We start from the raw sequence: 22,604 nt of genomic DNA, 5'->3' as shown, positions 1-22,604 counted from the left end.
GGGAAAGGATTTTTAGATCGGGGCTGCCTGCAAGCAAAGCGAAACGCGAAACCTTGGAATAAAGGGACTGGTATCAGGTTCGGTAGTTGGTGATGGCGCTTTGATCGAGCTGGTCGGCAGGCACAAGTTTATAGTGCCGCTCCTCGACAACTTTCACTTCGTCGCCTTCGAGGGTCAGTTCGAACAGCGCCACCACACCGCCGCCCATAAACTGCGCGGCAATCGGCCTGCACCTCATATTCGGGAAGGACTCGGCTGCGAATGCCAAATCCTGCCCGATCTGCACAATTCCGATCTGGTCTTTTCCGCCTTTGGCTTGGACGGGGATCGCATAGTGACAGCCATGTTTGTCGAGGCCGATATACAGCTCGTCGATTTCGATCTGGCCGATGTCCTTTACTGTAGTCCGCAGATGGTTCTGGAGACTGTAGGTCGTCAGCCCGAGGAACGTGTCAATCAGACGGTTGTAACGGACGATCGCGAGAAGGGCTTGCTCGTCGCCAAGCGCATAGGCTCTGATCAGTTCGGGCGTGGCGTCGGGAATGGCGATGCTGACGAGATTGGGGTTGGGCACGATCCGCGTAACTTTCGCCAACTGGAAGCGGTATTTGGCTTTGCCCGCTCCCCGGATGGTCCATTCAAGATCTTCCGGCTGCGTTTCAAGAATGCGATCGGGCAGAGGCACCCGAAACCGGAAGCTGTAGATGATATCGCCGAGATTTTTCGGCAATGCGATATCCAGCTCTTTGGCGACGGCTTCGATCTCTTCGCGTTCGAACTCGAACTCGGTCGCACCCTTCGTCCAGTGGCTGAAGAAGATACGCTCGATCAGCACCTTATACCGATTTTCCGGTTTTTCCTTCTTAGCCATTTACGACCCTCAGCCGTGTTCGGGCCGCCTCTATCTCATGCTGTTTGCGTTTTTTTGCGCCGCTCTTGCGGTCGCGTTTCGACGATGGCTTTACAACGCCAAAGTGTTCAGCCGCCTCAGAAAGCTCCATGTAGAGCAAAGTCGTATCGCCAAGTTCCATGACGCCTTCGGGTCGCTCTGCCCTGACGTTGAGCGCTTCCAAGACTTTTCCGGCGACAGCGCGGGCAAGCGGGGGCGGTACGGCATTGCCGATCTGCCGTGCGCCATGCCACTTCGTTGCGTGAAACCGAAACCAGTCGGGAAACCCATGAAGGCGGGCCATCTCGCGGACGGTTATGCAACGGTTGTACTTGTAGTGAATCGGGCGCGGACTCGTGAACGCGCCCCGCGCTCCGTCCGTTCCCGCTCTCAAAGTATTGGAGAGGCCGCCGGGCGCAAGCTTGAAGAAGCGGCTGATCGGCTCGACCGCGCCGGGTTCGGTTTCCGAAAAGCGGCGCTTGGAAATATCGGTGTGCGCCGTCCGGCAACTCGACGTCAACGCAGCGGGATTCCAGTCCCTGACATGACCGTAGTGCCAGGAATCGTTCGCTAGGCAGCGCATCTCGGCGGCATAGGCGGACGGTTTCCCGAACTTTGCCGTTTCGATCGCATCGTGTTCGACCAAACTCGCGAAGCGCTCGGCATCCGGCAAATCCCCGATCGCATCCCCGCAAGTCGGTCCCTGCGATAGACCGGGTATATTCCGTTTTCCGTCTGCGGGGTTTGTCGAGGGCAATGGATACTCAGGGAGGGTTGCGCCGTTTCGTGCGCCCATAATGATCAGACGTTCGCGGTGCTGGGGAACGCCGAAGCAATCGGCATTCAATACGCGCCACGGAAGGCGCACTTTGTATCCACGGGCCTCGAAGGCTTCGACAAGCTCGTCCAAAAACGCCCGGTGTTTGCCAACCGTAAGCCCTTTGACGTTCTCAAAAACGAAGGTGTCGGCCTCCAATTCTGAAACGAGCCTCACGAAGTCCATGACCAGCGAGTTCCGGGGATCGTCGAGGACACGGTGTCCGATGAGGGAAAACCCCTGACAGGGCGGACCGCCGAAGACGCAGGCGACACGCTTGTCCCCGATTCCTGCCTGCTTGCGGATATCGTCGCCTGTCAGAGCGGACACGGATACCGGGATCACAGCCGTCCGTGGAAAATTGAATTTGTGAATGGCGCAATGGATCGGATCGACTTCCACAGCGGCGGCGACATCGAACCCCGCTTGCTCGAATCCCAGACTCATGCCGCCCGCTCCGGCAAAGAGGTCGATCCCTATCGGTCTTGAAGACTTCGGCGGCGCTTTGCCGGATTTCGGTTTGCGAATCGTCATGAGAGACATCCTACAAATTCGTTCACGTTTTGTCGCCCCGATTTGTCTTGTCTTCAACAAAGCTTTTGAGACGCACGGCCAGAGCGTCCCTGTCGGCCAGTTCGCACTGCCAGACAACCGCCGTTGCCCATCCGAGATCGTTCAGTTTGCACAGGTTCCGGGCGTCGCGCTCCCGGTTCGCAGCGATTTTCGGTCCCCAATAGTCTTTGCGGGATTTCGGCGCACGGCCCTTCGAACACGAGTGGCCGTGCCAGAAGCAACCGTGGACGAAAATGGCCTTGCGACGGCTAGGCAGGACGATGTCTGGACATCCGGGCAAGTCCTTTCGATGCAGCCTGTATCGGTAGCCAAGAGAAAAGAGCAGCCTTCGAACGGACCACTCGGGTTCGGTATCTGCGGTTTTGACCGATTGCATGATCCGTCGCCGCTGCTCGGGTGTGCGCGTATCGGTCATGGCGTCAGGCGAACGAATCCGGTTCTCATCGGCAAACGATAGCACGTGGCTGGAAGGTTTGGGCATGAAGACGGATCGCCGCGAACGTGCTCCAGCGGCGGATCGCTGGCCGTGGGTCCAGCTTCGGCAAGCGAGTCGTAGGTTCAGGGGCGCGAAAGCCTCTGACGGACTCCAAACGGCGCACGGTTGGTCATGGGGGGATCGGGGGCAGCTTGAAGGCTCCCCTGATTGTCGATCAAACGGACATCCGTTTGCCATGAGGGTTTCGGGAGAGCACGGAGGCTTTCCTGAATGGCGGGTGTCGGGGGCCAGCACCCTGACGAGTGGGTTTCAAGGGGCGCGAAAGCCCCTGAGCGATGGGTGCAGGGAGAGCGAAGTCTCCCGCTCGTGGTCAAGCGGCGATACGCTTGATGGCGCGGTCTGGCTCAATGCCGGATGAGCGCCACAGGCCGGGAGGGATGCAACGGGAGGCGCGCTAGCGGGCCTCCCTTGCCAAGATGGCGTTGTACTACAACGCACATCTTGCGGTCCTCCACTTTGGCAAACCGGGGCCGTACTACAATCAATGCTTCGTACTACACGCCCAGCCCGATGAGGCTTGCGCTTCATTTTTCCCTGCGCCAACCCAACCCCCTTGGCGCGATTGTCCGAAAGATGGTATCCCAACATCCGGCTGCCGATGCGCTGCCGATTCCTGAAAGTCCGGCATGGCGATCAAGACAAGAAGACATGGCCCGAAGAGTTCCTCCCATGCTGACGGGATGGAGACGCTTGACGGGGAACGGACCCTTGCGCCGATCCTGATTGCCCCCGACACTTGGCTTATCCCGTGCAGCCTGCTCGAAGATTGGGATCAGCCGGACAGCGATTTTGCGCCCCTCGTGAAGCACACGGTTCTGGACGGGTATGCACTCACTTATGCCCTGCTGGGCGGCGTCGATGAAACCACCGGACAGCTTGAGGGGCGTCTGGTCCTGAGCTTCCGTCCCGATCCTGCCGTCCGCAATCTCCTGATGACGGCCATTGCCGATGTCTTCAGCGGACGCGCCCATGTCGAAGGCGAATGGTCGGGGTTCGATGCCTACCGCAAGAAAGAAGGCGAACAGGGACCGACTGGCGATCCCATCATTGTCGAAAGAACGCTCAAGAAAAACCCGTCCTATTATTCTTGCACGGTCACCTCAAAATTCTTTAGAATCGAATTCACTTATGATTTCAACAAGCATGTAATTTCGCGGTTCAAATATATACCGCAGCCGGATTTGACAGAGACGAAGACTGGAAAGCAACGCCCCCACCGCAAACGTGACGAACTCCCCGATCCCGCGTTATCCCCCCATGCCGAGGTGAATCGGTATGATGCCCGCTATCAGGCGCGGATCAGCAAAGACACGTCCGAACGTGTCGATGCCTTCCTCAAGGCCACGGGGATGCAGAAGAAAGACCTGACCGAACAAGCCCTTATCGAGTTTCTGGAGCAGCATGGCGACAAAGGGGACGATCCCTCGCCATAACGTGGTAGCCCACGTATTGACATGGTAGCCCATGTTACCTATATCCCTGAACAGGTCCACCGTTTGGGCTGGGCCGCGCAAGGGATGCGGTCATGGCCACGTTCTTCACAGCAAGCCGCCGAAGTCTTTCCGCTGGATCGTGTTCGCTCTGCATTATCGAAAACACCTGCACCCAAGTCCGGCTGGTCACGGACCGGGAACTCTCCAATCCCGTCTTCATCCGCAGGCTGCGCGACTTCTGCTTTGTCCTAAACATCTCCAGCTATCACTGGCTGGATTTCCTGACCGATCAGTACCGCGATCTGCGCGGCTGCATCGTCGATCAAGCGGGGCGCACGGTCTTCCTAGACATGGAGGTCTTCGAAGTGCCGCACATCCGCGACTGGTTCCGCGATTTCTGTTGCACCCCATGCCCTCCGCACATCACACCCTATGTGCGCGGTGAGGCGAAGGAACGTGTGCGGATTCTGGCGACGATCCTGCGCTGTTTAGGGTTCTGGAGTCTGCCCTGACCCAATACTGATGTAGAATGGCAAGCAAATAGGCCAATGGCGAAACACACAATTTTTGGCGGAACTCAGAAACCGTCGTGAGACTTAGCCTATCTTACGATCCGCTTGCTCGGATTGAGCCGACCCGTAGTTGATGTTGGATTCGGTTTCTAGAAACGGTTCGCCATTCAACAAAACTTGGAGCAGATGCATATGGCGCACCCGCTCGCCGCTGGGACCGGGAGCGTCGAGAAACAATTCAGGAATGCGCTGATATTTTCCTTCGAAAACGGGCTTTTCTGAAAAATAGCCCAACACCAAGAAGGCATCAAACATATGATCGATAGCCTCCTTCAACATATCCCAGGTAATGAATTCAAGCGCTTTGCCTGCCTCAATGTGCCCGACCTTGTTCCGCCACTTTCGAACCTCGTGCAGACGCGCAGTTATCTTTTCGTCGAAGCTCTGTGCTAAAACATCAATACGATTATTGAGTGTTCGTGGCAATTTCCGCGGCCATTCAATGGCATTGGAATTGATGAACTCCTCAAGACCATGGTCAAATGCCGACACCACGGCGATCATATGCACAGCTGGCAGCATTTTATTCATGATAGCCTCCTTCACAGGACTGGGGCCTACGTCCTGTACCCACGGGATCATTTGAGCCAAATGGACATAGGCCACAGCTTGGCAAAAAAACTTCGCAGAAGGCATCATCTTATCTCAATCCTCAACAATGCGATTGTCACAACTGATTACTCGCGCTCCAGCGCAGTAGCGAAGGACCACTTGGCAGCACACAAATGGAGTATTTCTCTTGCGCGCTTTCCAACGACTTCCGCAAGCAGGCCTTCGATCGTCTGTTTAAGCCTCAAAGACCGCATCTAAATGTCTTCTAGTCTTTTGGAATTCTATCACTTGCGGGCGGCAATCTGCCACAGAAACATGGTTAGAGTTGGCGTATCCCCCTAAAACCGCTCTACGCCTGACGTAGGCTCCTTCTCACGAAAGGAGTCGCGTCATGCAGCTTTGGCAACAGCAAAACCAAAATCAGGTTGGCCGTTCGATCTTCATGTCGTCGGTCATCGGCTTGTCCAACGTCATCGCGGTCGTCGTCGCGTTCTTCGCCACGCCCGTTGCCTATGACCGCAGCGTCGGCTGGGTCCAGCGTTTCACCGTCAGCCATTATGGGGTTGGCTTCGAAGACATCGCCGCCTTCGTCTGGTGGCTGATTGTTGCGCTGCTGATTTTCTTTTCGGCGCGGGCGTCAATCTCAACCGCGCTCGTCATGGGCGGCCTCGCGATTGCCGCCCGGTTCCTTTGATCCCCTCAACACCGCAGAAAGGAGAAAATTATGTTCACCAAGCACAAGAAAACCGGACAGGGCTATCACATCCGCCCGTTCGAAACCCACAAGAAGGTCATCGACTGGGATGCTGTGACCGGGACCATCATCCTCGGCCTGATGATCCTTGGCGTTCTCAGCATGATCTTCTGAAAGCCAAGCCGTGCCTCAACCTTATGAGCCGGACCGCTTTCATGCCGTCCGGCTTTTTTGTTGGAAGTCCCCATGATGATCCATGAGCGCAATGAGCATTATCGCTATGGCAGCGCCGCTTTTGCCGAAAGGCGCGAACTCGCCGATGCCGGGTTCTTCCGGCAAACGCCTACATCTCTCTTCGTCGGCTTTTTCGACGGTCAGCCGCTCTGGTATCACGGCGCGGGCGGGCTTCTGCTCACCGCCGGGGCGCGTTCGGGCAAGCTGCGCGATGTCCTCGCCTATAATCTCTGCTCAGGGACATTCAGCGGCGGATCGCTGCTGGCGCTCGACATGAAGGGCGAGCTGGCGGCGATTTCGCAGGACCAGACTCCCGATCAGAAGTTCTGCGCCTACTGGAATCCCTTTGGGGCTGCACGGGCTGCCGCGCAATCGGCTCAACCCCGTCTCCTACATCCGGCAAGGATCAAACACGCTGGTTTCGGACGTGAAAGTCTTCACCGAGAACATGATCCCGCTCTCCGGCTCGGCCAATGCCCAGTATTTCGAGATGCGGGCGCGGGATATCCTCGAAGGGACGATCCTCACGCTGGTTGAAAAGCACGGAACGCTCACGCTTCCCGATCTCTACCATGCGGTCAACCTGATCCCCGGCGCGGGCGAGGAATGGCTGGATTTCGCGTACCTCATGCACACGTCCGCCTTTCCGGTCGCGGTGCGCGTGGAAGAAGAGATCAACCGTTCGCGCAAGGACAATGCGGGCGGGTTTCAGGGGATACTGGGTGAAGTCTTCAAGGCGCTCTCGTGCCTCTCGGACCCGGTTCTGATGGGTTCCGTCTCTCCGCCCTATGATTTCGATATGGACGCGCTCACGGACCTCCAGCAACGCTGGCAGGTCTATCTGATGCCGCCCGCTGAGTTCGTCGATGCCTGGGCTCCGGTCATCAAGGCGATCTTCGTTTCCGCCATGATCTACAAATCCCGCGCCCCGTCCGCGCCGCAACAGACTTGGATTCTGGATGAATGCGCCCAGCTCAATAACTTCCCGCTCGTGGTCAAGCTCTTCACCTATGGAGCAGGCATTGGAATCCGCCCGTGGGCCGTCTTCCAGTCCACCGAACAGATGAATGCGCTCGGGCCGAACGCCAAGACGATCATCACCTCAAGCGCGGCGCTGCAAATCTACTTCGCTCTGCGCGAGATTGGCTCGGCCAAGGATGTCTCGACGATGCTCGGCACCCAGACGCTGGAGTTCAACGACACGCTCCAGCAGGGCCAGAGCCGTCTGGCCAAAAGCCGGATTCTGCAATCGCTGCTCACAGGCGAAGACCCGCTCGGTGCAGGTATCGCCTTTGGTCATTACAAGCAAGCCGAACATCACCGCTCCAAGCAGATGCGCCCGCTGCAAACGCCCGATGAAGTCCTGAATGCGCGGCCCGATGCGGCCTTCATTTTCGCCGATGCGCTCCAGCATCCGGTCTTCGCGCAGCGCCAACCGTATTATCAGCAGTCCTTCATGGCAGGGCGGTTTCATCCGAACCCGTATCACCCTCCCGCCGACAAAGTGCGCGTTACACTCGGCTTCGGGCGGACACGCTGGCTTTCGGTCAAGCGCGAGTCTGTTCCGCACCGCTTCGCGCACTATCCGCAATATGTGGGCGGTGAATGGTCGGTGCTCCGGTGAAAGAGGGCAAGACAATGCATGACACAGCGCCAACCATGAAGCAGGACTCGGGCCTTGGCAGCTATTCTCACGCGCACCGCGCCGATCTTCCGGGCGGTGAGCCGAAGTTCTACCAATCCGCTCCGCCCTCCCGCGAAGCGTTCGACAATGCCCGCGATCCGCTGATTGCCGCGCAAAAGCGCGATCTGGGAAAGAGTGAAGCGCAGCGCCGCTTTGAGCTTTCGCGCCGCCAAGATGATGGCTCCGGCATGATCCGCCGCGAACAACCCAAGCCCGTCCTGAAGCCATCTCCGGCGCTCTCGATGGGACCGGACCGCGCCGCCTTCAATCGCGCTTGGTGGGATGAGCACCGCGCCGCCCGCAAGAAAGACAAGGACGCGCTGACGCAAACGCCAGCCTACTCGCCGATACAGCCGCAACAGATGCGCGTGACCTTCACCTTCCGCGAAATCGAAACCCGCGAAACCTTCATCGAAAAGCGCCGTGCGGACGCCAAACCAAACCGCAAGCGTGAAACGCAATCGCGGGAATGAATGGCCCGCGAATGAATAGCCCACAAATGAAAGGAGACGACCATGACAGACCGCACCCACGATCCCGGCAACGCCCAAGTGAACACGCAAGCTCCGGCGCAAGAAGCCGCGAAGGCTCCGCAGCCCGAATCCAATCGGCCTGAGGACGTGCTGCGAGACGGCAACATCAAGGCGACCATCTGGAAGAACGAGCGCGAGAACGGCCCCGCCTTCAGCACCGTTTTCTCTCGCACATGGCAGGACGATGAGGGTGCATACAGGGATAGTCACTCCTTCTCGGGTACCGAACTCCTGCGCGTCTCGGAACTCGCGCGGGATGCCTATACCCGCACGAACGCGCTTCGACAGGAACACCGGGTGGAAATCACGCGGGAAGAATCGCACACATCCAAAAAGGAAGGCGATCCCGAACTCCCTTACGATGAACGCTCGGACCTCGCGGCGTTCAAAGCCAAGCGGGACGCGCAGTCGAAAGATCAACCGCGAAACAAGGGTGCCAGCCGTCGCAAGTAATCGTCCGTATTAGGAATATTTTCTTGCATGAAGACAAATGTTCGTGTTATGTTCTAATTACAAATCAGCGGCCCCGTTTTGCGTGTTTTGAAGCGCAACGGGACCGCTTTTTTGTTCCCCAAACAGATAAGGAAAACCAAGCATGAATGCACATCCGCCTAACACTCTCGCGAAGAACAAGCCTCTCGAAGTCATCCGCGACGGGGCGCTCAAGGCCACCATCTGGGAAAACGAAGGCGAGAACGGCGTCCTCTATTCGACGATGCTGGCCCGCACCTATCACGCCAACGATGGCGCTCTGAAAGATTCGTACAGCTTCTCAGGAAGCGAGTTGCTGCGGATCGCGGAACTGGCGCGGCAAGCCTATGAAGCCGTCAAGGTCATGCGTCGCGACCATGCCCCGGAACCTGAACCTCAACATGAAGAGAGCCTGACCGATGCATACCGCAACGCGCTCTGAACCCAACGCCGCACGCCCGCAGGAACGCGGGCGTGCTTCACCCCATGATGAAAGATATCCGCCATGACCGATCCCAAACCACCCACCCATGAAAGAGGCCCGCCTCACGGCAACCTCGCCCTTCAGTTCGACGCGCAGGAGTTCGCGCATTTCCTCGCCCATACCGATCTGACCGAAGATCAGAAGACCGAGTACATCCATATCGTCTGGCGTATCATGTGCGCGTTCGTCGATCTTGGCTGGGGCGTCAATTCTATCCCCTTCGCTCTTCCCGAATACGCGGAAATTTCTTCGGATGCGCCGGGGGATGAGCTAGATTGTTTCCATCATTGCATTGAAGGAGAATTTGAAGCCGTTGCAAACGGGCGGCTGGAAAGAGAGGAATCATGAATCCCCAGAACGTCGATGCCGCCCTGTTGTACGTGCGCGTATCCAGCAAGAAACAGGAAGACGAAGGCGATGGCAGCGGAAGCCAGGAACATCTTTGCCGCCGCCACGCTGCGAAACTCGGCGTTCCTGTCGAGGCTGTCTTTTACGACAGCAAGTCCGGCTTCCACAATTTCATGACGCGCCCCGGCATGGTGAGCGTTCTCAAACACCTCAAATCCAACCGCCGCAAGCGTTACGTGGTGATCTTCGACGATCTCAAGCGCCTTGCCCGCCGCACACGCTTTTACTGGGAACTGCGCGACACGTTCGATGAATATGGCGCGGTGGTCGCCAGCCCGAATTTCAGATTCGATAACACGCCGCACGGCAGGCATCACGAGACGATTACCGTTTCGCATGGAGAATTGGAGCGCGAAGAAAACCGTATCCAAGTGATCCAGAAAATGACTTCGCGGGTCGAACGCGGCTACGCCGTCACGCGCGCACCCATCGGCTACCGATACAAAAAGGTCAAAGGCTCGGGCAGCGTCCTTGTGCCCGACGAAACCTTCGCTCCCATCGTGCGCGAAGCGCTGGAAGGCTATGCCTCCCGCAGATTCGAGATTCAGGCCGAGGTCCAGCGTTTTCTTGAAAGTCATCCCGAATGGCCGCGCAACTGCTCCGGCAAGCGCACGGGCCGAGTCAATGAAACCCGCGTTGCCGCGATGCTCAGGAACCCCGTCTATGCGGGGCTGATTGCCGCGCCGTACTGGGATGTGTCCCTCCGCAAGGGGCTGCATGAGCCTCTCATCGGCGTCGAGACGCATAACCGGATTATCGCCCGCCTCGACGGCGATAAACGCGCTCCGGCCCGCAAGGATTTAAGCAAGGATTTCCCGTTGCGCGGCTTCGTTCATTGCGGCTGCTGCGGGTCGCCGCTGACGGCCTCATGGTCGCGGGGCAGCAAGGGCGGCTTGTATGCCTACTATCTCTGCCCCAAGCGCGGCTGCGAAGTGTACGGCAAGTCGATCCAGCGGGCCAAGATCGAGGGCGAGTTCGAAGCCCTCCTCAAAACGCTCACGCCCTCCGCAGACCTCTTCCACCTTGCGGTCGCGACGTTCAAACGCGCTTGGGACATGCGCCGCGAGAACAGCGCCAGCCGCTTGCAAGCGCTGCGCGGGCAACTCAAGGACACCGAAGGCCAGATTGAAATGCTGCTCGACCGGATCGTTGAGGCCAAGACCCAGCTTGTCGCCTATGCGCTCGAAGAGCGCGTTGAAAAGCTGACCAAGGAGAAGCTGGCTCTGGCGGAAAAAATCGCGTCCGGCGGTCAACCGCTCAGGAGTTTCGACCAGTCACTTAGAACGGCGCTCACGTTTCTTTCAAACCCTTGGAAGCTTTGGAGTTTCGACCGCATTGAGTGCAAGCGCACGGTGCTGAAACTGGCCTTTGCCGACAATCTCCACTATGCGCGGAATGAGGGGTTTAGAACCCCGAATTTAGCTTTGCCTTTCATGGCGCTAGCGGATTTTTCCGCGCCAGAAAGAGGAATGGTGGGCGGTACAAGGATTGAACTTGTGACCCCTTGCGTGTCGAGCAAGTGCTCTACCGCTGAGCTAACCGCCCACTCTTATGCGCGATAGGAGCTATCAGGTAAACAAAAACCCCGAAAAGATCAAGCCGTTTCCGGCGGGGCGGACCATAATCTTTGTCCGTTATCATTACGTGGCCAGGATTTCCTCGATCTGGCTGACGAGGTCGCTGAGGTGGAAGGGTTTGGATAAAAGCTTGGTATTCTTCATTTCTTCCCTGTGGGTGCTGACGGCCATGGCGGCGAAGCCGGTGATGAACATGACCTTCAAATCCGGCTGGATCTGCATGGCTTTCTGAGCCAGTTCTATGCCGTCAATGCCGGGCATGACGATGTCGGTCAGGAGGAGGTCGAACTCCTCCCCGTCTTCGAGCACCTCCAGCGCCTCCAGCCCGTCGGAAGCGGGGAGGACGTCGTGGCCCGCCCTTCTGAGCGCAATTTCAAGGAAATTGAGCATTGAGGGGTCGTCTTCGGCGAGCAGTATTTTGGCCATTCTCAAGTCTTTTATCGTTTAAGGTTGGGAGTGTAAGCGGTGCGGGGCCAAGAGTGCAAATACAAAGTTCGAATATACACTATGGGGGGGTTAAAGCGCCTCCAGAAATTGCTGCGCTGCGCTGGCCCAGCTGAAGTTTTTGCCCGCATATTCCGTGCATTTTTCAGGGATGCCCTGCGCCATGGCTTTTCGGGCCGCTTCCGCGAGGTTCTGGTCATCCAGAGCGCCAAGAAATGGCTCCTTAATGATATCTTTCGGTCCGGTGACATTATAAGCGGCTACGGGCAGTCCGCAAGCGAGGGATTCCAGCAATACGATGCCGAACGTATCTGTTTTTGACGGGAAGACGAATATCTCCGCCGAGCAATAGTGGGCGGCCAGTTCCTTGCCCTGTTTTGTCCCCGCGAAATGCACATGGGGATATTTCCTTTTCAGGCGCTGGCGCACCGGTCCGTCGCCGACGATCACCTTCGAGCCTTCCCAGTCCATCTCCAGAAAACCCTCAAGGTTTTTTTCGATGGCGATGCGGCCGACATAGAGGGCGACGGGTTTTTTCAAATCCTGAAAGAGAGTCTTTGGGCCGGGGTGGAAGAGGGCGGTGTCCACCCCGCGGGAAAAGCGTTTCATCGGCGCGGTGAATCCCCATTGCCGCAACTGCTGCTCCAGACTTGGCGTTGAGACCATGACGGTTTGCGAGGCGTTGTGGAAATTGCGAACAAGGCGTATGGCGGATTGATGAACGGCTTTATAGAGCGGGGGGATCAGCCACGCAAAGCGCTTGGCGATGTAATCGGGAAACTGCGTGTGGTAGGAGGTCGTGAAACTCCGCTTGTGCCTGAGGCAATATTTACGTCCGGCCCAACCGAGCGGACCTTCGGTGGCGATGTGGATTTTATCGGGCGCATATTCTTCGATCATGCGCTTGAGGCGGCGGTAGGGTTTGATGACCAGACGGATTTCGGGATAGAAGGGCATGGGCATGGTGGCCGGAAAATGCGCGGGGCCGAAGACCTGCACCTCGTGGCCCCGTTTTTCCAGTTCGTGCGAGAGATGTTCATAGGTCCGCACGACCCCGTTGATCTGGGGGTGCCAAGCGTCTGACAGGATCAGAACTTTCATAGACATTTGTCCTGACGGGTTCTAGACTTAGGGTTGCGATTCTACCTGTGACCTGCCGAATGCTCAACAGATTTATCCTTCTGCGTTTTATGCTCGTCGTGATTTGTGGGCTTGCGCCGGGAGTTGCGCGGGCGCAGGAGGTCTGTGAGCCGACTCCTGAAACTTTGACCTCGCTGTTTGAACCGAGTTTCGGTTCCTACAGCCTCTGGGATTCCGGGGTGGGCGAAGGTCCGCGGCAGGAGCGGTTTAAATCTGTCCTTGATCTGGGTGACGATACGGTCTTTGCCGCCGGGGAGATGGTGCCGCTGGAGGGTGTTACGCCGATCATCATGCTGGCGGGGTTCGACCGGAGAGGCCGCGTGACCTGGCAGAAATACCATCAGGTCAGCGCGGTGACGGAGGTTGTCAAAATCCTCAAGATCGGCGATCGGATCGTTCTGGCGGCGAACCGGCATAAGGCGGGTGAGACCAAGAATATCTGGCTCGGATTTTTCGACCGGGAAGGCGCTTTCAAGGCGCAGAAAGTCCTTCGCGATTCGAAGCGCGATCTGGTGGCCAAGGATATGGCCTTAAGTGTGTACGGGAAGCGGATCATCCTCTCGGTGACCGTTGAAAAGCAGATGGGGACGAAGGAAAAGCCTGTCCTTTCGAAAAGTCCTGAAATTCACTTGCTGGACGAGACGGGAAAAATTCTGTCCAAGCGGGCCTATGTGATGGGCGCGAACTCTGAGATTCTCGGTGTTTCGAGCGGGGTTTCCGGCGCGGACAAGACGGAAGTTATTCTGGCCAGCGGCTATGTCGAGAACGAGGTTGGCAAGAAGACCGGATGGATCATGAAGACGGGGGCGGATGCCGCGTTGATCTGGCAGCAGACCTTCAGCCGGGGGCAGGCTTCGCAGATCAAGCGATCAGTCGCTTACGCGAACGATACGGTTCTTGCGCTTGGTGATGCGCTGCCCGTCGATGCGGGGACTACCGGAAGCTGGCTGATGCTTCTGGACGGATCGAGCGGGGAGATGCGCTGGCAGAGGTTTTATAACGGCGCCTATCATTACTCCGCGATTGATCTGGGGGTGCATCCGAACGGGCTGATTGCGCTGATGCTGCAGGCCCGGGTTCCTTTGGCCGAGGGCGAAGAGGGGACGAAAAAGCCGCTGATGGAGGCGGATGGAACGATCATCGGGAAGATGGATTATGTCCATATGCTGTTGCTCACCCCCCGCGGCGTCACGCTGTCAGGCGAGAGTTTCTTCAAGGGACTGGGCGGGGAGGCGTTTCAGTTTGTTATCGGTTCGGATGGGCGGTATCTGGTGGCCGGGACCACTGAGGTTCCCCATGCCGAGATTTATCAGAAGTTTGCGGGGATGAATGAGGCTGTTGGGCCACCTGCTCCGGCGGTTTCGGATAAGTCTATGCCCGATACGGTCAGGCTCACTCAGGCCAGTCTTTCGCAGGCCGATCTGACCGTCGGCGCTTTGCCGGAGGCGGAGGTCAAGGCGCCGGAGGAAAAGGCGGCCAATTTGCCCGAAGCGCCCGTGCCGGAAAAATCTCTCTCCGGGCTTGAGCTTTTGAACAAGAAAGTCGCCGAGTCGATCGAGACGCCGGAAGGAGACGGCGCGGGCGGCGCAGCGGACGAAGAGGAGGGGGATACGCTTCATACCACGCAGGATGGCTGGATATTTGCAGGGAACGGGCCGGACGACTATAAAGACCCGTGTATTAAACCCGAAGCGGTATTGCCATGAAGGCTGATGATCCCGAAGATGCGCCGGACGAAGAGTCCGGGGAAGGGCTGCTGGAATTTACCGTCCCGCCAGAACTGGCCGGACAGCGGGCCGATAAGGCTTTGGCTTCGCTTTCCGGCGATCTTTCGCGCACCCGTCTGCAGGCGCTGATGGAGGAGGGAAAAGTTTTCCTCAATGAGGCGCCGCTGATGGTCGCCTCGCACAAAATGAAGGCGGGGGACGCGGTGACCGTCCATCTGCCGCCGCCTGTGGCCTGCGTTCCCGAACCTGAAAACCTGCCGCTGGATATCGTCTATCAGGACGAGGATTTATTGGTCATCAACAAGGCGGCGGGGATGGTGGTCCATCCCGGCGCGGGGAACTGGACGGGCACGCTGGTCAATGCCTTGCTTTACCATTGTGCGGGGAGTCTGTCGGGGATCGGCGGTGTGGTGCGGCCGGGGATCGTGCATCGGCTGGACAAGGACACCAGCGGTCTGATGATCGTGGCGAAGAACGATAAGGCGCATCGCTTTCTGGCCGAACAGCTTTCGGATCGGAGTCTGAGCCGCACATATTATGCGGTTGTGCTTGGTGTGCCTTTTCCGATTAAGGGAGTTGTGGACCGACCCATCGGGCGAGACCGGAACAGCCGTTTGAAGATGGGCACCAGCGGGGCTGGGTTGCGGGATGCGCGGACGCATTACCATGTGCAGGCCAAGTATAAGGAGGCCTGTTCGCTGGTTCAGTGCGAACTGGAGACCGGGCGGACGCACCAGATCCGGGTGCATATGCAGGTTCTGGGGCATCCGCTGGTCGGCGATCCGCTTTATGGGCCGCAGAAAACGGCGCTGGTGGCCAAACTCAAGAAGGGCGGGTATGAAGCCGATGAAATCGAGCAAATCTGCGAATTTCCCCGGCAGGCACTTCATGCCGCCGCTTTGCGGTTTATCCACCCCCGGACGGAGGAGGAGATGGCGTTTGAGGCGCCGCCGCCTGCTGATTTCTCTAAGTTGCTGAAAATATTAGATAAATAATAATGTTTGCAATTTACATAAAATTTTAGCTATTCTGAAGATAGAGAGTAAGAATGCGCGGCACCACGCATAGATTTCTGCTCCTAACCGAATAAGAGATGACCCAATACGAATAACCAGGGGCGTGAGGGAATTATAGAAATATTAGAGCCGGAACGGCCAGGCAGCCTCAAACCAAACCAAAAAGATACAAAAACTGACCGCCTTCGGGCGGTTTTTTATTGTGAAGCCCGACTTCGTTTTTTTGACCGCAGAGGCGCTGAGGGCGCAGAGTTTTTTAAAACACAACGGGCACAACGATCACAACGATTTTAGTCTTTTGTCATTCCTGCGAAAGCGGGAATATGTTCAATGTTTTCCCCTCACCCTTGATCCCTCTCCCCGCAGGCGGGGAGAGGTGAAGGTGGCTTGCGCCGGGGCGACTTCCTTTTATGAAATCTGTTGTGCGGCGCAATAAAATTATCAAAATGTTGACGTCTATCCGGCATTGTTGTCTATAATATAGGGAGTAAAGTTTTTTTAGCGGGAATTCATGATGTTCGATTCACACCCTCCTTCCGGCGAAAATGCGCTGAGTCTCGGCGATGCCGTGGCAATCTATGAGCAACTCTCGCCGCATAAAAACCGATTGGACGAAGAGGGGCAGGAGGCGCTCAAGGCCGCGATTGCGCGAATTACGCCCGCGCAGCAGTTTGTCGTCGTGACGCAGGATAGCGCGTTCGAAGGTATTCATGAGCGGTTGTTCGATGCCGTTCATGCGCCCAAGCGGGCCGAGCAGCTTGTCGGGCGGCTGGGCGAGCCGGGCACCAACAAGCTGGCGATGGCGATGGCGGTGCAGGACGAGGCGGGGAAGTGGTTTCCAACGGCGGTGGTCTATACTTACTGGAACGATCAGCCGCAGCTTCCCGACCGGATCAAGCCGATTTTGAAATCGCCCGTTATCGCGCTGGGTGATTCCCCTAAGGTGATCGTGCCGTATACGATTTCCTCGAACTTCCCGAAGGCGGGTGAGACGCTGATCGGGAATGTTCATTCTTATGTTTATTCGCAGGCGCCGGGGGCTGTGCTGTCCACGCTTTCGCCGTTGCGCGCGGGGACCAAGGGGTTTGCAAGCTGGCTGGCCGAGCAGGGGGTGACGACCGTGCGGATCGACGGGCAGGAGCTTAAGGATCATGCCTTCGATTACTTGATGCCCGTGCAGGGGGCGAATGGCGGAATTTTCCGCAGTAACGATCCCGTGCAGTCTTTCCACATGGCGGGGATGGGGGCATTACTGGCGGCGATCCGGGCGGAGAATCAGGACAGCAAGCTGGATTTTGAACTCGCGCACGGGGTGATGGCAAATTATGTTTATCCTGAGGATCCCGAGATTTTGCGCCAGAACAAGGCGCGCTTTGTGAATGATGGAATTCTGACCGTTTCGCCCGAACTGGCGGAGCAGGTTCCCGAACGCTATCATGATCGGATGTATGTGCAGCCCTATCAGCCCGCAGGGCGGGTTGTGGATTTTACGCCGCCGGAGTTTGGGGTTTAGTTATTTTTTTTGAGAGGATAGTTTGAGTGTCTGATTTGTATATTAGAGATACAGAGCCTTTGTATTTCATAGATCGTTTGGACAGATTCTCTCCCCTGACATCCAAGTTCATTTCGTATGGCCCTGAGGTTGTAACCCCGATGACACAAGATGAAATTGTGTCTGTAATTTTAGGTAAAGAAGAGGGGGATGAAGAGTTGTCTTATAGACGGAGACTCGCGCCTTCACATATCGGTTGTGGTGTAAAAGATGCCAGAACGTATTTCAATGCTGATAATAACCATAGCGGATATTGGCATTCAGGATTTGTCCACGCCGTTGGTCGGCCGCTGGTCTTCTGGGATTTAGATGCCGATTTTGAAGACGTCCTGGATGAGGCTTTTCGTGTTGATCCTCAAATCGGGTCAAGTTTAATCAGAGATTACGTGTTCGATATCATAGAGGATGATACTAAATTTACAGAAGCTTTATCTGCACATTCCGATAATCGTTTTATGCACTGGCTGGACCAAAGGCGCGGCGAACTGCCTCCGGCTCCTGACTATAAAAACTACGATCAAGGTATTGCAGAAAAATTCTATGATGCTTTGGATAGCGTTATTTTTAAACCGCTTTCTGAAATGCAGGAATACAATCTAGATATCGCTTCTGTCGTTTCGGCTAGGGCGGCGCATGACGACCGTTACAGATTGAAAATTCTGAAGAACTGCATCGTCGATGACGTTTTTCCCAAGAACGCAGAAGCGGACGGTTATGTCATTCACGGCCACAGAACTCTTTTTCCCAGTGATGCCTTGCGGGGGGCCATCTATATCGGGAATGTTTGCGAAGCATTGGAGCTTCACCATATGAGGGAACCTTTTCTTGAGACAGAGGTTCAGGAGGCCTCAAAAAAGGCCTATGTCAGAAGGGATGAGGCTTTGAACAAAAGTGCGTATCCCTCTGTAATGGTCCGGGGGAGGCCTCGGACTGGATTACCAACGGTCCGTTTACTAAGGGGTATCGCCGAGAGACTCTTGCATACGGTACGGAGGAGGACGCTCTAGATTTATCCTTGCTTCCTAAGACACGCTATCCACAATTTGGCGAAATGTCTTTAATGCAGATTAATTGCGATAGAGAAGGTTTGGAGGCTGGGGCGGTTGTTCATCCTCCAGAGCAAGAAAAATTTCATGAACTTCGCAGAACTCTGGTTAGTGGTGAAGTCTTTAATTCCGAGGCGGGAACCCAGCCAGAGTTATAAGTACTTTGTTTTGGTCGTTGCGTTTTCACTCCACCACCTTCTCCCAATACCTTGCTATGTGGCCGAGGGTGAAAGGTTCGGTCAGTTCATAGAGGCTGACGGGTTTGTCCACGGTCTGGCCTGTATCGCGGGCGAAGGGCTCGGCGCGGAGCCTGAACGCGCTGCCGTCCGGCATATGCGGAACGCCGCCGAGCGGGAGGGAGAGGCTGACGCCCTGTGTGGTGTTTGTGTCCTCGCCGAAATTGCCTGAATCCGCGCCGTCGGTGACCGTGATGAAGCCCTTGAGTTTCGCGCCATTCACGAAATCCTTCTCCAGAGCCGCCGTGAGGCCGATATCCTCGGCCAGATAGCGTCCGGCCTGCAGGTGGAGGGTTATATCCGGCTCCGGCCAGTCGTACCACGCGTTGATATGCCCGGTGAGCACATGGTCGCCATTCAGCCCGAGGTTGAGCGTGGTTTCGGGATCACGGCGGAAGGTTTGCCAGAGTTCCGCGCCGAGGGCGAAGCGGGATTTGAACGGGCGGTAGATGATTTCGCCGCCCACGCCCGCCACCATTTCCTCCAGATAGCCTGCGCTCAGGGCTGTGTGCCATTCGGGGGACAGGCTGTGGAAACTTGTCGCATAGAGGCGCTCGAGGCCGATTGTACGGTCTGCGAATTTCTCCACATCGCTGCGGACCGGGAGGGGGGCGCGGGGCGCGTCGATCCTGTGCAGATTATCGGCGATGTTCAGGCGGAAGGCGGCGCCGAGCGTGAGGAGGTTGAGGATTTCCGGGGCGCGGGCCTCGGCGATCAGGGAGGAGCGGGCGAGGAGGCCGGACTCGCCCCCGTCTTCCCATCCGAGTTGATTGTCCTGAATGAGCCAGAGATAGGGCCGCATCGGCCAGAGGGTTGTTTCCTCCGCCTCCTGTCCTTCGCGTGTGAATTCGGCGTTGCGCCAGATTTCCTGCGGGCTGCCCTGATGGGTATCGGCGCGGCGCAGGTCGGCGGTTATCAGGCGCAGATCGGGGCCGCGCAGGCCGTATGAAATCAGTTGAAACTGCAGGGATTGAGCCTGTGGATTATTTGTATAAATCTCTTTTGCGGCCTGTCTAATTTGCTGCGGGGCGTTGCTGAATGGCTGGAGGTATAAGTTCTTTTCAATGCTTATATTATCAGCACTTTTATTTATAGTTCGATCCGTTGTGTTTTTATGATTTTTGTTGGCGATTGCGGCTTTTTTTCCCTGTTGTGAATCCTGCTCGATTTCCGGTGTGGTGTTCAAACCCAGAGGCTGTGAGAGAAAGGGCGTTTCGAAGGCGGCATCGGCGCGGGCCATGACGGGGACGAGCAGCATCGTTCCGGTCAAAACCGGAAGCAGGATCTGCCAACACCGGAAGGATCGAATACGCATGAAAATGATTCTGTGGAAAATCTGAAAAAACGCTTGCTTATTTTATACGCAGAAAGCGAATCGGTAAAATCACTTTTGCCGATATACGGGTGTATGTCAAAGAAACAATTTCCTTGCATGGCCGCGTTGTCTGGTTTTCAATTTTGGGTAGTTCTTTTTTCTTCTTTGCGGTCTCTGCCTATGTTCAGTCGGTTTTTTTTACGCTCACGCCCTTCGTCGCAGGATTGCTGCGACCGCAAGGTGCTGGAAGCGGCTTTGGACAGCCATACGCTGGGTAAAATCATGTTCAACGCCGAGGGGCGGATGGTGTACGCCAACGCCGTTGCGTATGGTTTCGTTCCGGCCTTGAAGGGCGCAGGTGCGGACGGGAAGGGGTTTCGGCTGCCGCATTTGATCGACTATCTCTTCGATCATGCGGTCGATGTCGATGTCAGTCTCAAGAATACGCTGGGTGAGGGTTCAGGCGCGAATTCAATCATCAATTTCCGCGAAGTTGTCGCGCTGGAGAACGGGACGCTGTGTGTGGTCGAGGCCAAGCCGCTGGCGGAGAGCCATACGCTGTTCGTTATGACGGATATCAGCCGCGATCGGCGGCGCGAGGAGAGCTTGCTTTACCTTAATAAAAACAACTACAGGCTGCAAAAAGCGATGCAGTTCGCCACCAACGGGCTGGTGGTCAGCGACCCGAAGGTGGAGGGGAATCCGTTCATCTTCGTCAATAATGCGTTCTGCGACTTTTTCGGCTTGAAACCGGAGCAGATGATCGGGAAATCCTGGGATGTTTTGCCCGACATCACGCGTAATGAGAAGATCGCCACCTCTCTGATTCAGGCCGTGGTCGTGGGCAAGGATGCGGAGATCGAGTTTTCCGTCAAGAATGGACGGGAGACGCGCTGGTTTGCGATGAAGCTTTCGGCCGTCAGGGATTCCCTGGGGCGGATCGACCTGTTCGTCGGGGTGTTCACCGATACGACAAAACTGATGCTGCGCGAGGCGGAGGCGTATCAGGGGCAGAAACTGGAGGCTCTGGGCAAGCTGGCGGGCGGGGTGGCACATGATTTCAACAACGTCCTCTCCATCATCGACGGGTTTTCGCTGATGGCGGCGAAGGGGCTGGATCCGCAGTCGGAGGTGGCCCAGTATCTGCTAAAAATCCAGAGTGCGGCCAAGCGTGGGGCGGCGCTGACCAATAAAATGCTGACCTTTAGCCGCCACAAGGTTGTTTCCCGAAATGTTTTCGATTTGTCGAATTTGCTGGAGGATCAGAAAATCCTCCTCGATCCTCTGGTTCCGGCATCGGTGCGTTTTTCCGTGCGGGCGAGTGAGCCGGATTTGCGGGTGAGCGGGACGCCAGACGCACTCGCGCAAATCCTGATGAATCTTGTGGTTAACGCTCGGGATGCCATGCCGGGGGGCGGGACGCTGAGTGTCGATCTGCGGAGCTGCGGGCGCTCGGAATTGCCCGAAAAGGTTAAAAAGCGAACGCAGGAGAAGCGTTTTGCGAAGCTGACCGTCTCCGATACCGGAACCGGGATCGAGCCGAAAGTTCTGGAAAAGATATTCGATCCGTTCTTTACCACCAAGCCGCAGGGCAAGGGGACAGGGCTGGGGCTTTCGATCGTCTACGGGCTGGTGCGCGAGATGGGCGGGGGGGTCGGCGTCGATTCCCGGCTGGGGGAGGGGACGGCGATCAGTGTTTTCCTGCCGCTCAGCGAGGCGTCGGTGTCCAAGGTTCTGAGCGGTACTGTCCGCGATCCGGCAACGCTCAAGCTCAAGGGTTATACGATTCTGGTCGCGGAGGATGAGCCGGATTTGCTCAGGATCGTCTCCGAGATGCTGGAAAAGATGGAGGCCACGGTTCTGCGGGCATCGAATGGCAATGAGGCGCTGGTCGTTCAGGACGATTATGAAGGGGATGTCGATCTTCTGCTTTCGGATGTGATGATGCCGGAGATGAACGGGGTGAAGCTGGCGACTTTGCTCTGTTCGCTGAGGCCCGAAATCAAGGTTGTTTTTATGTCCGGCTATCCGGGCAGCGGGGAGATGGCGCCCATAGAGGTTCCTGAAACGGCAATCTTCATTCCCAAACCGGTCGATTATAACCGTCTGGTTCTCACGCTTTTTGAAACACTTAACAATAATTTCCCCGATGCGGCGTCCAATATTTCGGACGAGGTCAAACCGCACTGGGTTTCCACTTCGGACCAGGTTCATTAACTCCATGCATTTTATTAAGGAAATATCTTATGGCTAAAGCCGCGCAGAAACTTGGAGATTTAAAAGTTCTTATCGTCGAGGATCAGAGTGAGGCGCGGGCGATGATGCGGAATATGCTCAGCGAACTGGGGGTCACGCAGATTTTCGAAGCTTCAAACGGGCGGGAGGGGTTAAGTTTCTTCGATTCCGCCTTCGATCTGGTCGATTTCATCCTCTGCGACTGGAATATGCCGGGGATGACGGGGGTTGAGTTTCTCCGGCAGGTCCGCAGCGTCGATCCCGAGACGCCGTTCCTGATGGTGACGGGGCGGGGGGATATGAATTCCGTGACAGAAGCAAAAAAATGCGGGGTCACAGGATTTATCAAAAAGCCTTTTTCGGCAGCGCTACTTGAGGCGAAAATGAGAATTATCGTTTCAAAAAAGGGCGATAAATAAAACTCTTAAAGTTTTAATTTTCTTTTTCCCTTTTGCTTTTCAGCGCAGGGACGATCA

General features: G+C 56.5%; 24 protein-coding genes, 1 tRNA gene and 2 pseudogenes. 18 read left to right on the top strand and 9 right to left on the bottom strand.

All coding sequences use genetic code 11. From position 1 onward, the window contains the following. Positions 1–73: 73 nt before the first annotated feature. Genes IPN28_11970 through vsr form a run of 3 tightly spaced genes read right to left on the bottom strand, consistent with a single transcriptional unit; the run spans position 74 to position 2,694 of the window. The gene (locus IPN28_11970) at positions 74–871 is read right to left on the bottom strand and encodes an endonuclease (protein ID QQS56956.1); all 798 of its coding nucleotides are present in this window, start codon (positions 869–871) and stop codon (positions 74–76) included. Next, positions 864–2,240, bottom strand: coding sequence for a DNA cytosine methyltransferase (locus tag IPN28_11965; GenBank protein QQS56955.1), 1,377 nt, complete (start codon positions 2,238–2,240; stop codon positions 864–866). Before IPN28_11965 ends, IPN28_11970 begins: the two co-directional genes overlap by 8 nt. Before the next feature lie 22 nt (positions 2,241–2,262). Continuing rightward, positions 2,263–2,694, bottom strand: a complete 432-nt coding sequence (gene vsr / locus IPN28_11960) for a DNA mismatch endonuclease Vsr (GenBank protein QQS58626.1) — start codon at positions 2,692–2,694, stop codon at positions 2,263–2,265. A 64-nt stretch (positions 2,695–2,758) separates the two neighbouring features. Here vsr and IPN28_11955 point away from each other — a divergent pair, with 64 nt between their 5' ends. The 3 genes from IPN28_11955 (at position 2,759) to IPN28_11945 (ending at position 4,720) form a co-directional block, all read left to right on the top strand. Next, positions 2,759–3,133, top strand: coding sequence for a hypothetical protein (locus tag IPN28_11955; GenBank protein ID QQS56954.1), 375 nt, complete (start codon positions 2,759–2,761; stop codon positions 3,131–3,133). A gap of 268 nt (positions 3,134–3,401) precedes the next feature. Beyond that, complete coding sequence (locus tag IPN28_11950) at positions 3,402–4,208, top strand: hypothetical protein (GenBank protein ID QQS56953.1); 807 nt, start codon at positions 3,402–3,404, stop codon at positions 4,206–4,208. Positions 4,209–4,300: 92 nt separating this feature from the next. After that, positions 4,301–4,720 carry a hypothetical protein gene (locus tag IPN28_11945; GenBank protein QQS56952.1) on the top strand — a complete coding sequence of 140 codons (420 nt, stop codon included), beginning with the start codon at positions 4,301–4,303 and terminating at the stop codon, positions 4,718–4,720. An 84-nt stretch (positions 4,721–4,804) separates the two neighbouring features. Here the strand turns inward: IPN28_11945 and IPN28_11940 are convergent, their stop codons facing one another. Further along, on the bottom strand, positions 4,805–5,311 hold the full coding sequence (locus tag IPN28_11940) for a hypothetical protein (GenBank protein QQS56951.1): 507 nt from the start codon (positions 5,309–5,311) through the stop codon (positions 4,805–4,807). Positions 5,312–5,723: 412 nt separating this feature from the next. Here IPN28_11940 and IPN28_11935 point away from each other — a divergent pair, with 412 nt between their 5' ends. The 9 genes and pseudogenes from IPN28_11935 (at position 5,724) to IPN28_11895 (ending at position 10,823) form a co-directional block, all read left to right on the top strand. Then, on the top strand, positions 5,724–6,026 hold the full coding sequence (locus IPN28_11935; protein QQS56950.1) for a hypothetical protein: 303 nt from the start codon (positions 5,724–5,726) through the stop codon (positions 6,024–6,026). Between the two features lie 30 nt (positions 6,027–6,056). Next, on the top strand, positions 6,057–6,200 hold the full coding sequence (locus IPN28_11930; protein QQS56949.1) for a hypothetical protein: 144 nt from the start codon (positions 6,057–6,059) through the stop codon (positions 6,198–6,200). A 406-nt stretch (positions 6,201–6,606) separates the two neighbouring features. After that, positions 6,607–7,884, top strand: a complete 1,278-nt coding sequence (locus tag IPN28_11925) for a type IV secretory system conjugative DNA transfer family protein (protein ID QQS56948.1) — start codon at positions 6,607–6,609, stop codon at positions 7,882–7,884. Next, positions 7,866–8,417 (top strand): hypothetical protein, encoded by a 552-nt coding sequence (locus IPN28_11920; GenBank protein ID QQS56947.1) that lies wholly within the window; start codon positions 7,866–7,868, stop codon positions 8,415–8,417. Before IPN28_11925 ends, IPN28_11920 begins: the two co-directional genes overlap by 19 nt. Positions 8,418–8,459: 42 nt before the next feature. Next, positions 8,460–8,930, top strand: a complete 471-nt coding sequence (locus IPN28_11915) for a hypothetical protein (protein ID QQS56946.1) — start codon at positions 8,460–8,462, stop codon at positions 8,928–8,930. Between the two features lie 142 nt (positions 8,931–9,072). After that, positions 9,073–9,390 (top strand): hypothetical protein, encoded by a 318-nt coding sequence (locus tag IPN28_11910; protein ID QQS56945.1) that lies wholly within the window; start codon positions 9,073–9,075, stop codon positions 9,388–9,390. A 63-nt stretch (positions 9,391–9,453) separates the two neighbouring features. Further along, the gene (locus IPN28_11905) at positions 9,454–9,780 is read left to right on the top strand and encodes a hypothetical protein (protein ID QQS56944.1); all 327 of its coding nucleotides are present in this window, start codon (positions 9,454–9,456) and stop codon (positions 9,778–9,780) included. Next, a pseudogene (locus IPN28_11900) lies at positions 9,777–10,247 on the top strand (recombinase family protein). The gene IPN28_11905 and the pseudogene IPN28_11900 overlap by 4 nt, the downstream one beginning before the upstream one ends. Continuing rightward, positions 10,224–10,823 (top strand): annotated as a pseudogene (locus IPN28_11895) (recombinase zinc beta ribbon domain-containing protein). The pseudogenes IPN28_11900 and IPN28_11895 overlap by 24 nt, the downstream one beginning before the upstream one ends. Here IPN28_11895 and IPN28_11890 read toward each other — a convergent pair. The 4 genes from IPN28_11890 to IPN28_11875 all read right to left on the bottom strand — a co-directional run bounded on the left by IPN28_11890 (position 10,707) and on the right by IPN28_11875 (position 12,962). Further along, complete coding sequence (locus tag IPN28_11890; protein ID QQS56943.1) at positions 10,707–11,093, bottom strand: hypothetical protein; 387 nt, start codon at positions 11,091–11,093, stop codon at positions 10,707–10,709. The pseudogene IPN28_11895 and the gene IPN28_11890 overlap by 117 nt on opposite strands. Before the next feature lie 217 nt (positions 11,094–11,310). Then, a tRNA-Val gene (locus IPN28_11885) sits at positions 11,311–11,385 on the bottom strand. Positions 11,386–11,480: 95 nt separating this feature from the next. Continuing rightward, on the bottom strand, positions 11,481–11,843 hold the full coding sequence (locus IPN28_11880) for a response regulator (GenBank protein QQS56942.1): 363 nt from the start codon (positions 11,841–11,843) through the stop codon (positions 11,481–11,483). A 90-nt stretch (positions 11,844–11,933) separates the two neighbouring features. Further along, on the bottom strand, positions 11,934–12,962 hold the full coding sequence (locus IPN28_11875; GenBank protein ID QQS56941.1) for a glycosyltransferase family 1 protein: 1,029 nt from the start codon (positions 12,960–12,962) through the stop codon (positions 11,934–11,936). Positions 12,963–13,021: 59 nt separating this feature from the next. Here IPN28_11875 and IPN28_11870 point away from each other — a divergent pair, with 59 nt between their 5' ends. From IPN28_11870 to IPN28_11855, 4 genes are all read left to right on the top strand, one after another. Beyond that, on the top strand, positions 13,022–14,707 hold the full coding sequence (locus tag IPN28_11870; GenBank protein QQS56940.1) for a hypothetical protein: 1,686 nt from the start codon (positions 13,022–13,024) through the stop codon (positions 14,705–14,707). Next, positions 14,704–15,723 (top strand): RluA family pseudouridine synthase, encoded by a 1,020-nt coding sequence (locus IPN28_11865; GenBank protein QQS56939.1) that lies wholly within the window; start codon positions 14,704–14,706, stop codon positions 15,721–15,723. Before IPN28_11870 ends, IPN28_11865 begins: the two co-directional genes overlap by 4 nt. Before the next feature lie 532 nt (positions 15,724–16,255). Beyond that, on the top strand, positions 16,256–17,257 hold the full coding sequence (locus IPN28_11860; GenBank protein ID QQS56938.1) for a hypothetical protein: 1,002 nt from the start codon (positions 16,256–16,258) through the stop codon (positions 17,255–17,257). A gap of 140 nt (positions 17,258–17,397) precedes the next feature. After that, positions 17,398–18,303, top strand: coding sequence for a hypothetical protein (locus tag IPN28_11855; protein QQS56937.1), 906 nt, complete (start codon positions 17,398–17,400; stop codon positions 18,301–18,303). 222 nt (positions 18,304–18,525) lie between these two features. On the opposite strand, the gene IPN28_11850 is transcribed toward IPN28_11855, so the two are convergent. After that, on the bottom strand, positions 18,526–19,893 hold the full coding sequence (locus IPN28_11850; protein QQS56936.1) for a YjbH domain-containing protein: 1,368 nt from the start codon (positions 19,891–19,893) through the stop codon (positions 18,526–18,528). A 180-nt stretch (positions 19,894–20,073) separates the two neighbouring features. Between IPN28_11850 and IPN28_11845 the strand changes: the two genes are divergently transcribed. After that, positions 20,074–22,110 (top strand): response regulator, encoded by a 2,037-nt coding sequence (locus IPN28_11845; protein QQS56935.1) that lies wholly within the window; start codon positions 20,074–20,076, stop codon positions 22,108–22,110. Between the two features lie 29 nt (positions 22,111–22,139). Further along, complete coding sequence (locus IPN28_11840; protein QQS56934.1) at positions 22,140–22,547, top strand: response regulator; 408 nt, start codon at positions 22,140–22,142, stop codon at positions 22,545–22,547. Positions 22,548–22,604 lie beyond the last annotated feature (57 nt).

The organism is Alphaproteobacteria bacterium (assembly GCA_016699735.1).
Taxonomy (GTDB): domain Bacteria; phylum Pseudomonadota; class Alphaproteobacteria; order Micavibrionales; family Micavibrionaceae; genus JAGNKE01.
The sequence above is the reverse complement of the archived record's forward strand: the minus strand, read 5'-3'. Positions and strand labels throughout refer to the sequence as shown.

Coding starts and splice junctions, on each gene's coding strand:
- IPN28_11845 (QQS56935.1), top strand. CDS start 20,074: ATGTTCAGTCGGTTTTTTTTACGCTCACGCCCTTCGTCGCAGGATTGC.
- IPN28_11940 (QQS56951.1), bottom strand. CDS start 5,311: ATGAATAAAATGCTGCCAGCTGTGCATATGATCGCCGTGGTGTCGGCA.
- IPN28_11870 (QQS56940.1), top strand. CDS start 13,022: ATGCTCAACAGATTTATCCTTCTGCGTTTTATGCTCGTCGTGATTTGT.
- IPN28_11950 (QQS56953.1), top strand. CDS start 3,402: ATGGCGATCAAGACAAGAAGACATGGCCCGAAGAGTTCCTCCCATGCT.
- IPN28_11875 (QQS56941.1), bottom strand. CDS start 12,962: ATGAAAGTTCTGATCCTGTCAGACGCTTGGCACCCCCAGATCAACGGG.
- IPN28_11955 (QQS56954.1), top strand. CDS start 2,759: ATGAAGACGGATCGCCGCGAACGTGCTCCAGCGGCGGATCGCTGGCCG.
- IPN28_11840 (QQS56934.1), top strand. CDS start 22,140: ATGGCTAAAGCCGCGCAGAAACTTGGAGATTTAAAAGTTCTTATCGTC.
- IPN28_11945 (QQS56952.1), top strand. CDS start 4,301: ATGGCCACGTTCTTCACAGCAAGCCGCCGAAGTCTTTCCGCTGGATCG.
- IPN28_11910 (QQS56945.1), top strand. CDS start 9,073: ATGAATGCACATCCGCCTAACACTCTCGCGAAGAACAAGCCTCTCGAA.
- IPN28_11935 (QQS56950.1), top strand. CDS start 5,724: ATGCAGCTTTGGCAACAGCAAAACCAAAATCAGGTTGGCCGTTCGATC.
- IPN28_11915 (QQS56946.1), top strand. CDS start 8,460: ATGACAGACCGCACCCACGATCCCGGCAACGCCCAAGTGAACACGCAA.
- IPN28_11965 (QQS56955.1), bottom strand. CDS start 2,240: ATGACGATTCGCAAACCGAAATCCGGCAAAGCGCCGCCGAAGTCTTCA.
- IPN28_11880 (QQS56942.1), bottom strand. CDS start 11,843: ATGGCCAAAATACTGCTCGCCGAAGACGACCCCTCAATGCTCAATTTC.
- IPN28_11970 (QQS56956.1), bottom strand. CDS start 871: ATGGCTAAGAAGGAAAAACCGGAAAATCGGTATAAGGTGCTGATCGAG.
- IPN28_11860 (QQS56938.1), top strand. CDS start 16,256: ATGATGTTCGATTCACACCCTCCTTCCGGCGAAAATGCGCTGAGTCTC.
- vsr (QQS58626.1), bottom strand. CDS start 2,694: ATGACCGATACGCGCACACCCGAGCAGCGGCGACGGATCATGCAATCG.
- IPN28_11865 (QQS56939.1), top strand. CDS start 14,704: ATGAAGGCTGATGATCCCGAAGATGCGCCGGACGAAGAGTCCGGGGAA.
- IPN28_11850 (QQS56936.1), bottom strand. CDS start 19,893: ATGCGTATTCGATCCTTCCGGTGTTGGCAGATCCTGCTTCCGGTTTTG.
- IPN28_11855 (QQS56937.1), top strand. CDS start 17,398: ATGACACAAGATGAAATTGTGTCTGTAATTTTAGGTAAAGAAGAGGGG.
- IPN28_11930 (QQS56949.1), top strand. CDS start 6,057: ATGTTCACCAAGCACAAGAAAACCGGACAGGGCTATCACATCCGCCCG.
- IPN28_11920 (QQS56947.1), top strand. CDS start 7,866: ATGGTCGGTGCTCCGGTGAAAGAGGGCAAGACAATGCATGACACAGCG.
- IPN28_11905 (QQS56944.1), top strand. CDS start 9,454: ATGACCGATCCCAAACCACCCACCCATGAAAGAGGCCCGCCTCACGGC.